The 14480-nt window shown below is 71.8% G+C and carries 11 protein-coding genes and 1 riboswitch; of the genes, 9 read left to right on the forward strand and 2 right to left on the reverse strand.

The genetic code is table 11. The annotated features are described in order from the left end of the window. Positions 1 to 43 precede the first annotated feature (43 nt). Positions 44 to 2596 carry a LuxR C-terminal-related transcriptional regulator gene (locus tag ACWKZU_RS14275; RefSeq protein ID WP_449283000.1) on the reverse strand — a complete coding sequence of 851 codons (2553 nt, stop codon included), beginning with the start codon at positions 2594 to 2596 and terminating at the stop codon, positions 44 to 46. Positions 2597 to 2884: 288 nt separating this feature from the next. On the opposite strand from ACWKZU_RS14275, the gene ACWKZU_RS14280 reads away from it, so the two are divergent. From ACWKZU_RS14280 to trpS, 3 genes are all read left to right on the forward strand, one after another. After that, complete coding sequence (locus tag ACWKZU_RS14280) at positions 2885 to 3763, forward strand: exodeoxyribonuclease III (RefSeq protein ID WP_449283001.1); 879 nt, start codon at positions 2885 to 2887, stop codon at positions 3761 to 3763. 61 nt (positions 3764 to 3824) lie between these two features. Beyond that, entirely contained in the window at positions 3825 to 4682 is an 858-nt protein-coding gene (locus tag ACWKZU_RS14285) for an exodeoxyribonuclease III (protein ID WP_449283002.1), read from the forward strand. Positions 4683 to 4867: 185 nt separating this feature from the next. Then, positions 4868 to 5887 carry a tryptophan--tRNA ligase gene (gene trpS, locus ACWKZU_RS14290; RefSeq protein WP_449283003.1) on the forward strand — a complete coding sequence of 340 codons (1020 nt, stop codon included), beginning with the start codon at positions 4868 to 4870 and terminating at the stop codon, positions 5885 to 5887. Between the two features lie 154 nt (positions 5888 to 6041). On the opposite strand, the gene ACWKZU_RS14295 is transcribed toward trpS, so the two are convergent. After that, entirely contained in the window at positions 6042 to 7079 is a 1038-nt protein-coding gene (locus ACWKZU_RS14295; RefSeq protein WP_449283004.1) for an alcohol dehydrogenase catalytic domain-containing protein, read from the reverse strand. Between the two features lie 179 nt (positions 7080 to 7258). Between ACWKZU_RS14295 and ACWKZU_RS14300 the strand changes: the two genes are divergently transcribed. The 6 genes from ACWKZU_RS14300 (at position 7259) to ribH (ending at position 14420) form a co-directional block, all read left to right on the forward strand. Beyond that, a complete protein-coding gene (locus ACWKZU_RS14300; protein WP_449283005.1) occupies positions 7259 to 9475 on the forward strand; it encodes a bifunctional lysylphosphatidylglycerol flippase/synthetase MprF in 2217 nt (738 codons plus the stop codon). A 109-nt stretch (positions 9476 to 9584) separates the two neighbouring features. Next, complete coding sequence (locus ACWKZU_RS14305) at positions 9585 to 10298, forward strand: DUF1345 domain-containing protein (RefSeq protein ID WP_449283006.1); 714 nt, start codon at positions 9585 to 9587, stop codon at positions 10296 to 10298. 167 nt (positions 10299 to 10465) lie between these two features. Next, a riboswitch (FMN riboswitch) is annotated at positions 10466 to 10610 on the forward strand. 56 nt (positions 10611 to 10666) lie between these two features. Beyond that, the gene (locus ACWKZU_RS14310; RefSeq protein WP_449283007.1) at positions 10667 to 11857 is read left to right on the forward strand and encodes a bifunctional diaminohydroxyphosphoribosylaminopyrimidine deaminase/5-amino-6-(5-phosphoribosylamino)uracil reductase RibD; all 1191 of its coding nucleotides are present in this window, start codon (positions 10667 to 10669) and stop codon (positions 11855 to 11857) included. Positions 11858 to 11860: 3 nt separating this feature from the next. After that, on the forward strand, positions 11861 to 12526 hold the full coding sequence (locus ACWKZU_RS14315; RefSeq protein ID WP_449283008.1) for a riboflavin synthase: 666 nt from the start codon (positions 11861 to 11863) through the stop codon (positions 12524 to 12526). After that, positions 12523 to 13800, forward strand: a complete 1278-nt coding sequence (ribB, locus tag ACWKZU_RS14320; RefSeq protein ID WP_449283009.1) for a 3,4-dihydroxy-2-butanone-4-phosphate synthase — start codon at positions 12523 to 12525, stop codon at positions 13798 to 13800. Before ACWKZU_RS14315 ends, ribB begins: the two co-directional genes overlap by 4 nt. Before the next feature lie 119 nt (positions 13801 to 13919). Then, a complete protein-coding gene (ribH, locus tag ACWKZU_RS14325; RefSeq protein ID WP_449283010.1) occupies positions 13920 to 14420 on the forward strand; it encodes a 6,7-dimethyl-8-ribityllumazine synthase in 501 nt (166 codons plus the stop codon). The last annotated feature ends 60 nt before the right edge of the window (positions 14421 to 14480 follow it).

The raw sequence follows: 14480 nt of genomic DNA on the forward strand, positions 1-14480 counted from the left end.
CGGGGCGCCGGCCCCGCGGTGCATCGGCGAGGCGCGGCGCAGGTCAGACGGAGGTCAGCGACGCGCGGTTCCTCGTCACCCATCGCCAGAGCTCGTCGCGGTTCTCGATGCCGAGCTTCGCGAAGACGTTGGAGAGGTGGGTCTCGACGGTGCGCACCGAGATGTACAGCCGCTCCGCGATGAAGCGGCTCGTGTGCCCCAGGGCCGCCAGCAGCACGACCTCGCGCTCCCGCGCGGTGAGCCCCGGGGCGGGCGGCAGCGGCAGCCAGACGCCGAGATCGGCGAGCAGCCGCACCTCGGGCTCGTCGCTGTCGGCCGGGGTGAACCCGGGCTGCGCGGCGATGCGCTCGATGTGCGCGGCGAAGGCGTCCCCGACGGTCGGATCGATCCCCGCGGCGATGCCCTCGGCCCGCGCCCGGAGCGCGTCGGACGGTGCGCGCGTCTCGAACGCGATCGCGTGCAGCGCCTGCAGCTCGATCAGCGTCAGCCCCTCGGCCCGCGCCCAATCCGCGATGCGCTCGGCCTCGGCGGGCGCATCCGCGCACCGCAGCCATTGACGCGCGCGCAGCGCGAGGATCGCGCCGTGCCCGCCGAGGGCCCGGGCGATGCCGGGCCGCGGCGACTCCGAGGCCCGAATCGCACGCAGCGCAGCCTCCCGCTCTCCGAGCACCGCGAGCGCCAGCGCGAGCGCAGCCTGGACGAGCGGCTCCAGGCCGTACCGATCGCGGCGCGCGAAGCGATCCACCAGCCGTTCCGCACTCTCGACGACGTCTCCCCAGCGGCCCTCCTGCACTCCGAGCAGCACGGCTCCCACCTCGACCAGTCCCGAATAGCGGGCCTCGGCGTGCGTGTCGGCGTAGGCCTCCTCGACGAGTTCGTCGAGGACCTGTCGCGCCGTCTCGCTGCTGCCGCTGCCCCAGTACCCGAGCAGCCAGCAGAAGCCCTGGAGGTCGACGTGGTCGGTGCGCGAGCGGGTGCCGAGGCGGCTGAGGCGGCGCGCGCTCTCCGCACTCGCGACGGCGCAGTGCAGGGCCCCCTGCTGCTCGAGGATCAGCGCCTGCACGGCCCGCGCCGGCGATCGCACCCACTCGACCCCGAGGTCGGGGGACAGCTCGGGCTCCGGTGCGGCTTCGGCCGCGGCCCGGATGCGGCCCGAGCAGGCGAGCAGGAGGACCCGCGTACTGCGGACCATCTCCAGGGCCACGGGATCCTCGGCCCGCTCCGCGTCCCGGTCGAGCCGGTCGAGCGCGAGCAGCGCCTGGCCCACCTCCTCGCCGTCCCACACCAGCTGACGGATCAGCGCGGTGCGCAGGGCGATGCAGAGCCGCACTCCCACCGATGCCGACCGCTCGGCCTCGTCGAGGATGCCGTCGATCACCCGCATCGTGCCGCGCAGGGCGACGTCGTCCCCCAGCAGGCTCGCGATCCGGAACGCCCGCAGCGCAGCGGCTCCGGCCTGCGCCGTCTCCGCCTCCGGGTGCACCGCGGTGGCCATCGCGAGACGCAGGATCACCCGGGGGTCGCCGTGACGCGCGGTGAGCTCGAACGCCGTCCAGAGCCACGACAGCGGGATGTCCCTGCCGCCCTCCAGCCCGAAGGCCACGAGGCGCATCAGCCGGTCCGGCATGTGCGTGGGATCCACGCCGCCGCGGTCCTCGTCGAGGGCGCGGAAGATCCGGTCGTTGAGCTGGATGCGCCGCACCGGCGACATCCGCGTCCGCAGCGAGGCGGCGAGCAGGGTGTGCCCCAGCACCAGCGACAGGCCGCCGTCGTGCATGTGCGACGTCACGAGCCCGCGCTCGAACAGCCGCGACAGGCACCCGGCGTCGAGGCTGCGCAGCAGCGCCGTCTCGGCCACCGGCTCCGCCAGCGCGATGATCTCGAGGACGTCGACCTCCCGCTGGCTGCAGGCGTCGGTGATGAGCTCGGCGAACTCGCCGGGCACGTAGTCCTCGTCGGAGGACACCCAGGCGGTGCCCCGGTTGCGGTGCACCGCGCCCGTCCGGTCGCTCGCGAGGGCGAGCACCGAGAGCGCATGACGGTTGCCGTCGGATGCCTGGTACCAGCGGTGCAGGGTCTCCGCCTCGATCCGCTCCACCCCGAGCAGCGAGGCGAGGTACGCCTCGCTCTCCCCGCGGTCGAGCGGCCCGACCGAGACCAGACGGCCGTTCGAGCCGCGGCACAGCCGTTCCACCTCGCTCGTCAGGTGCTTCGCGGTCGCGATGATCCGCACGCGGCGGGCCCGCGCGAGATGGATGAGGTGGGTGAGGATCTGCGCGTCGAGGGGCGAGTACTCGTCGATGTCCGGTGCGACGAGGATCATCTCGCGCCCCTCGACTCGACGCTCGAACTGCTCCAGGACGCGGTGCGACAGCTCCACGGGATTCTGCTCGCCGTCGAGCACCCGGCAGTCGCCGGCGAAGACCGACACGACCCCGCTCGAGGCGTGCGGGGGATGGGGCAGCACCAGCACTTCGGTGCCGCTGAGACGTTCGTGCAGTTCATCGGCCGCTTGCACGGCCAGGAACGCTTTTCCGTTCCCCTGCTCTCCGATGAGCACGGTGACTGACGCCGGAGAATCGGCAGCGGTGATCACGCGTTCAAGCCGTTGCGGACCCGCTCCTGCCGTTCGATCTCGGCGTCCCTTGTCGTCGTGCGAGCCGCCACTCCCACGACGGGACCCGACAGGCATCTTGGTTCCCTCCTGCTTCCCTCGCCCCCCGACTCCCCCTCAGGCAGATTCTCACCCCGCCCTAGCTAAATAGCAAGCGATTCTCAGACTTCAGTCATAGGTGAACGGCGTGTTGCCTGGACAAAGATCCAGTTCATCTATAACGAAAGTCCAGGTCCTGGCAGACGTTCGTCGTCCCGCTACGCTAGAGCCATGCGCATCGCCACCTGGAACGTCAACTCGATCCGCACCCGTTTCGGCCGTGTCGTCGACTGGATGGTGCGCGAGGACATCGACGTCCTGGCCATGCAGGAGATCAAGTGCCGGCCCGAGCAGTTCCCCGTCGACGCGTTCGCGCAGGAGGGATACGAGCTCGAGATCCACGGGCTGAACCAGTGGAACGGCGTGGCGTTCGCGAGCCGCCACGAGATGACCGACGTCGCGCGCTCCTTCACGGGCATGCCGGGCTTCGGCAAGCCCGTGAACGGCCAGGAGGCGGTGCAGGGCACCGGCGCCAACGGGCTGCCGGCCGAGGCCCGCGCGCTCGGGGTGACCGTGGGCGACCTCCGGCTGTGGAGCCTCTACGTGCCGAACGGCCGGGCGCTCGGCGACCCCCACTTCGACTACAAGCTCGCGTGGCTCGAGGCGCTGCGGCGCGACGCCGAGGCATGGCTCGAGGAGGATCCGGATCTGCCGCTCGCGCTGATGGGCGACTGGAACATCGCCCCGTTCGACGGCGACATGGCCGACCCCTCGTTCGTCGTGGGCGAGTCCACCCACGTCTCCCCGGAGGAGCGGTCGATGTTCGCGTCGTTCTCGCCGACGGTCGAGGACGTCGTTCGGCCCATCGTGCCGGAGGGCTTCACCTTCTGGGACTACAAGGCGGGGCGCTTCCCCAAGAACCAGGGCATGCGCATCGACTTCATCCTGGGCTCCCGCACCTTCGCCGATGCCGTCACCGGGGCGTCCATCGACCGCGACGAGCGCAAGGGGGACGCCCCGAGCGACCACGTCCCCGTCGTGTGCGATATCGATCCCTCCCTGCTCGGCGACACCTTCGAGGACGAGTACGACCGGCCGATGGTGTTCTGACGCGTAGCGCCGCCCGCCCCGCACCAGCACGGTGTCGGAGGAGAAAGTTAGACTGGTGGGCATGTCAGAGTTCCTGCGCGTCGCCTCCGTCAACGTCAACGGCATCCGTGCCGCCTTCCGCAAGGGCATGGGCGACTGGCTCGAGCGCCGGGACATCGACGTGCTCGCGATGCAGGAGGTGCGCGCGGACGACTCGCACCTGCTCGAGCTGCTCGGCGACGGCTGGCACATCCTGCACGATCCCTGCCAGATCAAGGGCCGCGCCGGCGTCGCGATCGCGAGCCGCGTGCCCGCCGCCGAGCACCGAGTGGGCCTCGGAGCGCTCGACGCGCAGGAGAGCATCCAGTCGTCGGGCCGCTGGCTGGAGGCCGACTTCGAGCTCGGCGGCTCCCCCTTCACCGTGATCAGCAACTACACGCACTCCGGCGAGGTCGACACCCCGCGGCAGGAGGCGAAGTGGGCCTTCCTCGAAGCCATGGGCGTGCGCATGAACGAGCTCATCGAGGAGCGCGACCTCGTCGCCATCGTCGGCGACTTCAACGTGGGTCATCGCGAGTTCGACATCAAGAACTGGCGCGGCAACGTGAAGCGCTCCGGCTTCCTGCCCCGCGAGCGCGCCTACTTCGACCGCTTCTTCGGCCCTCGCGGCGAGGCCGTGCTGGGCGTCGACGGCACCGAGGGCCCCGGCTTCGGCTGGGTCGACGTGGGCCGCCGCTTCCACGGCGAGATCGACGGCCCCTACACCTGGTGGTCCAACCGCGGCCAGGCGTTCGACAACGACACGGGCTGGCGCATCGACTACCACGTGGTCACCCCGACGCTCGCGGAGCGGGTGGAGAACTACGCCATCGATCGCGCGGCCTCCTACGCCGAGCGATGGTCGGATCACGCGCCCGTCATCGTCGACTACCGCGTCTGAACCTCGCGGTGCGGGACCGGATCCCGTTCCTCGCAGGCGTCCATCCGCGGCCGGTGCTGCGCGGGGGCCGCTCCCGCCAGTCCCAGCCAGGCTGCTCGGCCCGGAATCCGGCCCCGCACCGCTCACCTTCTTCAGGCGGCATCACCGCCTAGGCCTCGTTTGCAAGGGAAAGAGAACCCCACACCATGACCGATAGCTCCACCCCGTCCAAGCCCGTCCTCTTCTCCGGCATGCAGCCCTCCAGCGACTCGCTGCAGCTCGGCAACTACATCGGCGCGCTCAGCCAGTGGACGCAGATGCAGGAGGACTACGACGCCTTCTTCTGCGTGGTCAACCTGCACGCGATCACCGTGCCGCAGGATCCCGCCGAACTCGTGGCCCGCACCCGCCGCACCGCCGCCCAGTACATCGCGGCGGGCATCGACCCCCGGAAGTCCACGCTCTTCGTGCAGTCGCAGGTGCCGGCGCACGCCGAACTGGCCTGGGTGCTCAACACCGTCACCGGCTTCGGCGAGGCCAGCCGCATGACCCAGTTCAAGGACAAGTCGCAGAAGCAGGGCGCGGACGCCGCCTCGGTGGGCCTCTTCACCTATCCGATCCTCATGGCCGCCGACATCCTGCTCTACCAGGCCGAGAGCGTGCCGGTGGGCGAGGATCAGCGCCAGCACGTCGAGCTGACCCGCGACCTCGCGGCGCGCTTCAACTCGCGCTTCGGCGAGACCTTCGTGGTGCCCGAGGCGCAGATCCCGAAGGGCACCGCGAAGATCTACGACCTGCAGGAGCCGACCGCGAAGATGTCGAAGTCGGCCGAGACCGAGGCCGGCCTCATCAAGGTGCTGGATCCCGCGAACGTGACGAAGAAGAAGATCATGCGCGCGGTCACCGACGCCGACGGCGAGATCCGCTTCGACCGCGAGGCGAAGCCCGGGGTCTCGAACCTGCTCACCATCTACTCGGTGCTGTCGGGGCGTTCGATCGACTCGGTGGTCGAGGAGTACTCGGGACGCGGCTACGGCGACCTCAAGAAGGGCCTCGTCGAGGTGGTCGAGGAGAGCCTCGCCCCGGTCCGTGCGCGCACGGAGGAGCTGCTGGCGGATCCCGCCGAGCTCGACCGCCTGCTCGCCGGGGCCGCGGATCGCGCCAACGAGGTGGCGAACCGCACTCTCGACCTGGTCTACGACCGGATCGGCCTGCTGCGCGGCTGAGCCGGGGCGTGCTGGAGGGGCGACCCGGCTCCGTCAGCACGGGCCCGCTCGCACGAAACCGAGCCCACTGCCCGAACCCGCATGAATTGTCGGCGCTGAAGGACTCGGGCTCGCGCAACGGGCTCGGTGTCGACGGGATCCGGGCCGGGCCCGCCTACGGCACGAGCACCGCGCGCCCCTGCACGCGGCCGTGGTGCAGATCGTCGAACGCGCGCACCGCGTCGTCGAGCGGGTAGCGCACCACCTCGACGCCGATCTTGCCCGCCCGCGCGAGCCCGAGCACCTCCAGCAGCTCCGCACGGGTGCCGCCGTAGGCGCGCTCGATGTTGACTCCCCAGGGGATCTCGCTCGCGGCCGCGGCGTAGGTGAACGCACCGCCGCCCAGGCCCACGAAGCGGATCGCACCGCCGCCGCGCACGACGGCGAGCGCCAGCTCCACGGTGGGCTGCACGCCGACGAAATCGAGCACCACATCGGCGCCCAGGCCGCCGGTCTCCTGCAGGATGCGGGCGGCGGCACTCGCGTCGCTCGGCAGCGCGAGATCGGCGCCGTGGGTCTCCGCGAAGGCCAGCTTCTCGGGGTCGGTATCGAGCGCGATGATCCTCGCGCCCGTGGTCGCGGCGAGGATCTGCAGCGCCATGTGGCCGAGCCCGCCGAGGCCGATCGTGACGACGGTGGCGTCGCCGGTCATGCGATCCCGCACCGAGTTGATGGCGTGCATCGGGGTCAGTGCGGCGTCGGCGAGCGGTGCCGCGGCGACGGGATCCAGGCCCCCGAGGGGCAGCAGGTGATGCGCCTTCACCGCGATGTAGTCGGCCATGCCGCCCGGGCTGCCGATGCCCGGCGAGAGCGGCGCGAGGGCCGCTCTCGGGTAGTAGACCTCGCACTGGTTGTCGCGGCCCGCGAGGCACTCCCGGCATCGCCCGCAGCACAGGATCAGCGCCACGATCGCGCCCTCGCCCGGCTGCCAGCCCAGCACGTCGTCCCCCACCTGCTCGACGGTGCCCGCGACCTCGTGGCCCAGCGTGCCGCCGATCAGCGGATTGTCGTCGCCCATCCCGATGATGGTGATGTCGGAGTGGCAGAGGCCGGCGCCGCCGACCCTCAGCAGCACCTCGTCCGGTTCGATCTCGGGAACGGGCTTGTCCCAGATCTCGACGGTGTCGTTCTTCACGTAGGTCACTACGCGCATCGCTTCTCCTGTTCCGGCCGCGGGGCTCGCGGCCACGGTGGGTCAGGGCGTCGGATCGGCGTCCTCGCCTCCAGGGTACTCCTGAGCGCACCTTAAAGCATCAGCCGTTGCTTTTCATTCACGGGCCGTTCGCCTCGCCCGCCGTGGTTCCCCGATCCCGAAATCCTTAGACTGGGTCCATGACCGACGACGCCGTCAGCACCCGGTCCGCCGAGACCCCGCGCCGCTCGCCCCGCGCGCTCGCGGTGCTCCGGCGCACCCCGTTCACGGCGTCCTTCGTGCTCGCCATGCTGATCGCCGGCGCCGTCACCGGTACGCTGCTCTCCCCCGCCTCGGAGCAGCCGTGGTACCCGCAGGTGGCGACGGGTCTTCCCGCCTTCGCCGAGGGCCGCTGGTGGACGGTCCTCACATCGCCCTTCTTCGTGGGCCATCCGCTCATCTACCTCACCCTCCTGCCGCTCGTGGTGGGCGGCGCCGGCTGGGCCGAGTGGCGCTTCGGCACGCTGCGCACCGCCGGCCTCTTCGCCGCGGGCCACGTCGTCGGGGTGCTGGGGGCCGCGGGGATCCTCGCCCTCGTCTCGCAGAGCGGTTGGCCGTGGGCCGTACGGCTCTCGCAGACCTACGACGTGGGGCCCTCGTGCGGCGCGCTCGCCGCGCTGGTCTTCGCGATCGCGACGCTGCCCGCCCCGTGGCGGCTGCGGGCGCGCATCGCGATCGCGGTGTGGGTGGGCATCTCGGTGCTGTACCTGGGGCAGCTGCACGATCTCGAGCACGCGGTCGCGATGGTCGCGGCCCTCGCCGCGAGCGGCTGGCTGCCCGCGTTCCGGCACCCGGCCGGCCGGCCGGGCCGGCGCGAGTGGCGGCTCATCGGGCTCGCCGCACTCATCACGATCGGCGCCGTGCAGGTGCTCGACCTAGTCGTCCCCTACGACGGGCCGCTCGGCAGCAACGACCCCGCCGCCCCGCTCGTCGACGTCGCGATCGACGTGGTGATCATCCTGCTCATCGCGAACGGCATCCGGCAGGGCTACCGCGTCGCGTGGATCGCGGCGATCGTGCTGGGCGTCTTCAACGTGGCGACCGGTGTGCTCGGCCTGGCGCTGCTGCCGCTGCTCGTCGAGCTCGGCGGTCTCGACTCGCCGTCGGATGTGCTGGGCCTGCTGATCGCCCCGACCTTCTTCTGGTCGGCCACCCTGGTCCTGCTGATCGTGGGACGCAGCGCCTGGCGCGTGCGGCTGCGCACCTCCCGCCGAGAGCTCTCCTCCGATCCGCTGAGCCGGGAGCAGCTGATCGGGCGGCTGCGGCGCTTCGGCGGCGGCACGATCTCGTGGATGACCACCTGGGAGGCGAACAGCCGCGTCGGCGCTGCGGGCGGCGGCGCGGTCGCCTACCAGTCGCACGCCGGCGTGGCGGTGATGCTGGGCGACCCCATCGTGGACGACGCCTCGCGGGCCGACGCACTCGCCGGGTTCGAGCGGGCGGCGCAGCACGCCGGGCTGATCCCCTGCGTGTTCTCGGCGAACGGGGCCACCGCAGCCGCGCGGCCGCCCGGGTGGCGCTCGGTGATCGTGGCGGAGGACACCATCGTCGATCTGCCGGGGCTGGCCTTCACGGGCAAGGCGTGGGGCGCGGTGCGCACCGCGATGAACCGCGCCGGCCGGGAGGGCATCGAGTTCCGCATGGTGCGCCTGGCCGAGCAGCCGTGGAACGTGCTCGCGCAGGTGCGCGCGATCTCCGAGCAGTGGACCGGGGACCGGGGGCTGCCCGAGATGCGGTTCACGCTGGGCACGGTCGACGAGGCGCTGGATCCCGAGGCCCTCGTCGGTCTCGCGGTCGACCGGGAGGGCAGCCTGCACGGGGTCACCTCGTGGCTGCCGGTCTACGCGCCGGCGCCTCCCGACACGCACGGCTCGGTCCCGACCGCGGATCCGGAAGCGCGGGACGCGAACGAGGCGACCGGACACCCGGGCGTGCCGACCGGAGGCGGCGAGCCCCGCATCGCGGGCTGGACGCTCGATCTCATGCGGCGGCGAGACGGCGGCTTCGGCCCCGTCATGGAGTTCCTCATCGCCGCGTCGGCCCAGCACTTCTCCGAGGCGGGCTACGACTTCGTCTCGCTGTCGGGCGCCCCGCTCGTGCGGCCGGCACACGCCGAGGCCGGACCGGTGGATCAGGTGCTCGAGCAGATCGGCGGGCTCATCGAGCCGCTCTACGGGTTCAAGTCGCTGCACCGCTTCAAGCAGAAGTTCAACCCGCGGCACGAGTCGCTCCACCTGCTGTATCGGGACGAGGGGGATCTGCCCCGCATCGGCATCGCGCTCACCCGCGCCTACCTGCCCGACGCCTCGCTGCGCGATCTCGTCGCATCGGCGGCCGCGATCGGCCGCGCCGACTGATCAGCGCTTCGCTCCGCTCCCGACCCGCGTCCCGATCCGCACCGCCCGCCGCACCACCGATCCGCACCACCGATCCGCACCGTTCCGAAACCGCCTACAGTTGGGAATCATGTCCAGATTGCACGCGTTCCGCACCACGACCGGCGCCGTACTGAGCATCGCCGGCGAGATCCTCGGCCTGCTCCTGCAGCTCGTGCTCGTGTGGCTCGGCGCCCGCATCATCTGGGGCAGCGAGGGGCAGATCGACGAGGACGAGGCGGTCGTGCTGATCGTCTGGTGCCTCGTCGCGAGCCTGTACCTCGGCCTCACCCTGCTCTGGCTCAACATCCTCGTGCGCATCGACACCCCGGATCCCGCGGCCACGCGGCTGCTCGTGGGCCATCCGCTGACCCGGTTGCTGTCGATGGTGCTGACCTTCGGGGCGAGCCTGCTGGGGCTGACGGTCGCGCTCGACCTCATCACGAGCCTCGGCCAGGACGTGCACAACCCGTTCCTCGAGTTCAGCGCGGTGTGGGCCATGCTGCTCTCGTGGGTGCTGTTCAACTGGGGCTACGCGCGCATCTACTTCTCCCGCTTCCACCGCGCCGACCGGCCGCCGCTCGAGTTCCCCGAGACCGACGAGCCCCGCCTCGTCGACTTCGCCTACTTCGCGTTCACCAACGCGACCACGTTCTCGGTGTCCGATGTGAAGGTGGTGCAGACGCACATGCGCTGGACCGTCGTGTGGCACACGACGCTCGCGTTCTTCTTCAATGCGCTCATCATCGTGCTCACGATGAACGTGATCGCGAACGGCTCGCTCTTCACCGACCTCTTCGCGTAGCTCGGCCGTCCGCACCCGGTTCAAGGGTTTCCGAGCGGCGGAGAGCGAGGCCGAAGGCGCGGAGACTCCCGCGGGAGAACCCCTCTCGGCGAGTGGTCGTGCCGAGAGATCCGACGTAACAGAGCGGCACAGTGGAGCGCGGTCACATTCTGAGGGGTATGATGGGGAGCGTGTTCCGGGGTCGGTGAGAATCCGAACCGGCGGTACAGCCCGCGAACCTCGCACCTGCGAGGCCGAACCGGTGAGATTCCGGTGCCGACAGTGATGGCCGCGACGAGAGTCGCGGTCGAGTCTGGATGAGAGGAACACGGACTTCCGCGAATGCCGGAGTCCGTTGCAGCACCCCGGTCGCAGTATGGAAGAACGGGATGCTCGATCAGACGCTTATCGAAGACGCGATGCGTCGCGCGCTGATCATCTCGCGCCGCGGCCCGGCCGACGACCCCAACCCGCGGGTCGGCTGCGTGCTGCTCGACGCCGAGGGGCGCATCGTCGCCGAGGGCTGGCACCGGGGATCCGGCACCCCGCACGCCGAGATCGACGCGCTGCGGCAGCTGCCGGAGGCCTGGCGGCCCCGCGCGGCCGAACTCACCGCGGTCGTCTCCCTCGAGCCCTGCAACCACACCGGCCGCACCGGCCCCTGCGCCCTCGCCCTGCTCGAGTCGGGCATCGGGTCCGTCGCGTACGCGCTCGCCGATCCCGGCGCCGAGGCCGGCGGCGGGGCGGAGACCCTGCGCGCCGCCGGGGTCGAGGTGCGCGGCGGCGTGCTCCCCGGCGAGGCGAGGGCGGTGCTCGGGCCGTGGCTCGCCCGGCAGGCCGCTCCGGCGGTCGAGCGATCGGAGCGGGTCGACGGCGAGGCGGGATCGGGTTCCGACTCGCCTGCGGCTCGCTCGACCGGCGACGGACCGGCCGGCGGGGCGCTCACCCGCCCCCACGTGACCGTGAAGTGGGCGCAGACGCTCGACGGCCGCGCCGCCGCAGCCGACGGAACGAGCCGCTGGATCACCGGCGTCGACGCCCGGGCCGACGTGCACCGGCGCCGCGCCGAGGCCGACGCGATCCTCGTCGGCACCGGCACGCTCATCGCCGACGATCCGGCGCTCACGGCGCGCGCCGAACTCGGCGGCCTGCTCGTGCCCGCCGAGCAGCAGCCGGTCCCGGTCGTGATGGGGCACCGGACGATTCCCGACGGCGCCCGCGTGCGGCAGCACCCGGCACTCGCGGGCCGGGGCCTCGACGCCCCGCTGCACCTCACCGGCGACGATCTCGCCGCCGACCTCGCGGAGCTGCACGCCAGCGGGTACCGCCGCCTCTTCGTCGAGGGCGGCCCCACCGTCTCCAGTGCGTTCATCGCGGCGGGACTCGTGGACGACGTGCTCGTCTACATCGCCCCCGCACTGCTCGGCGGTCCGCGCCTCGCGCTCGGCGACCTGGGCATCGAGAGCATGAGCGGGATCGCGCAGCTGCGCGTCTCACGCACGGTGCAGCTCGGCGCCGATCTGCTCATCACGGCCACCATCGTCACGGATTCCACCACCACCACACCCGAGGAGGGTTGATCAATGTTCACCGGACTCATCGAGGAGATCGGCGAGATCGTCGCCGTCGAACCGGTCGGCGACTCGCTGCGCCTCACCATCGCGGGGCCGCTCGTCACCTCCGACGCGACGCACGGCGCCTCGATCTGCGTCTCCGGCGTCTGCCTCACCGTGATCGAGCGCGGCGACGCGCCCGACGGCCGCGGCGCCTTCACCGCGGATGTCATGCAGCAGTCGATCCGCATGTCCGCACTCGGCGAGCTGCGACCCGGCAGCGCCGTCAACCTCGAGCGCGCGGTGCGGGTCGACACCCGGCTCGGCGGACACATCGTGCAGGGCCACGTCGACGGCACGGCCGAGCTGCTCTCGGTGACGCCGCACGAGGCCTGGCGCACCCTGCGGTTCTCGCTCTCGCCCGAGCTGGCGCCGCTGCTCGTCGACAAGGGCTCCGTGACGCTCTCGGGCGTCTCCCTGACCGTCTCGGCGATCGCGCCGGAGCAGGACCCCGAGCAGTGGTTCGAGGTCTCGCTCATCCCGGAGACGCTCACGGCCACCACCCTCGGCGCGCTGCGGCCCGGCGACCGGGTGAACGTCGAGACCGACATCCTGGCGCGTCACGTCGCCCGCATGCTGCGGCTCGGGACCGCGGCCGACTTCTCCATCCCCACCACCGAAGGACACCCGTCATGAGCGATTCCAGCGCCACCCCCGGCATCTCGACCATCGAGGAGGCCGTCGCCGCGATCAAGGCCGGGCGCCCCATCATCGTCGCCGACAACGAGGATCGCGAGAACGAGGGCGACGTGATCCTCTCCGCGGAGCTCGCGACGCCGGAGACCATCGCGTGGACCGTGCAGCGCTCCTCGGGCCTGCTCTGCGCTCCGATGACGAACGAGATCGCGGATCAGCTCGAGTTGCCCATGATGGTGGAGTCCAACGAGGACGTGCGCGGCACCGCGTACACGGTGACGGTCGACGCCACTCACGGGGTGACGACCGGCATCAGCGCGAGCGATCGCGCCACCACGGTGCGGGCCCTCGCCAACCCCGACGCCGTCCCCGGCGACGTGCGCCGCCCGGGGCACGTGCTGCCGCTGCGCGCGGTCGACGGCGGCGTGCGCGCCCGCGACGGGCACACCGAGGCGAGCGTCGAGCTCATGCGGCTCGCCGGCCTGCGCCCCGTCGCGGTGATCGCCGAGATCGTGGCCGGCGACGGCGAGATGATGCGCCTGCCGGAGCTGCTCGAGCTGGGGCGGCGGGAGGACGTGCCGGTGATCACCATCGAGCGCCTCATCGCATACCTGAACGAGCATACGGGTACAGAGCCCGCTGTCGAGGAACCGCAGCACCGCAGCGTGAGCCTGCGCGCGAACACGCTGCTCCCGACGGAGCACGGCGAGTTCCGCGCGCTCGCGTACCGCGACCGCCGCATCGGAGTCGACCACATCGCGCTCGTCGCGCCGACCCCGGACGGGTCGCTGCCCGGCTCCGAGGCGCTCGTGCGCGTGCACTCGGAGTGCATCACCGGCGAGGCGTTCGGATCGCTGAAGTGCGAGTGCGGGCCCCAGCTCGACGCTGCTCTGGGCCTCGTCCACGAGCGCGGCGGCATCGTCGTATACCTCCGCGGGCATGAGGGGCGCGGCATCGGCCTGGCCAACAAGCTCCGCGCCTACCAGCTGCAGGAGCAGGGCCTCGACACGCTCGACGCCAATCTGCAGCTGGGCCTGCCCGCCGACGCCCGCGACTACTCGGCCGCCGCCGAGATCCTGTCCGATCTCGGCGTCGACCGCGTGCGGCTGCTCACCAACAACCCCGACAAGGTGGCGCAGTTGCGCGCCCACGGCATCGAGATCACGGAGCGCGTGCCGCTGCTCGTCGGGGTGACCGAGCAGAACATCGGCTATCTCTCGGCGAAGCGCGACCGCATGGGGCATCAGCTGCCGGGCGACGTGCGCGGCGCCTGACGGCACCGCGCCCCGCCTGCCGCCCCCCATCCCGCCCAAAGCGCGGGATCCACACCCATCCGAGATTCCGCGACCCGCTCGGCGGCAGCGGAAGGACCACCCCCGAAGGAGCAGTCATCATGAGCGGAGCTGGAGCCCCGAACCTCGCCGTCGACGCGGGCGATCTGCGCGTCGCCGTCATCGCCGGCAGCTGGCACGAGGAGATCATGTCGTCGCTGATCGAACGCGCCCGGGAGACCCTGGCCGAGGCCGGGGCCGAGCACGAGCTGTTCCGCGTGGCGGGAGCCTTCGAGCTGCCGCTGGCGGCGCAGGCTGCGCTCACCCCGGCGAACGAGGGCGGCGGCGGTTTCGACGCCGCGGTCTGCCTCGGCGTGATCATCCGGGGCGGCACGCCCCACTTCGACTACGTCTGCAACGCGGTCACCGACGGGCTGACCCGTGTGCAGCTCGACACCGGCAAGCCCGTCGGCTTCGGCGTGCTCACCACCGACACCGAGCAGCAGGCGCTCGACCGCTCGGGCCGACCCGGCGCTCCCGAGTCGAAGGGGCGCGAGGCCGCGGAGGCCGCACTGCACCTCGCGGTCGTCGCGCGCCGCATCCGCGAGACCGGGCTCGCCTAGCGGTCGCTCCCGGACGGCACCCCGAGTTCAGCCGGCACCCGCAGGGTCGGGCCGTCCCCG

The sequence above is a fragment of the Leucobacter sp. genome (genome assembly GCF_053528595.1).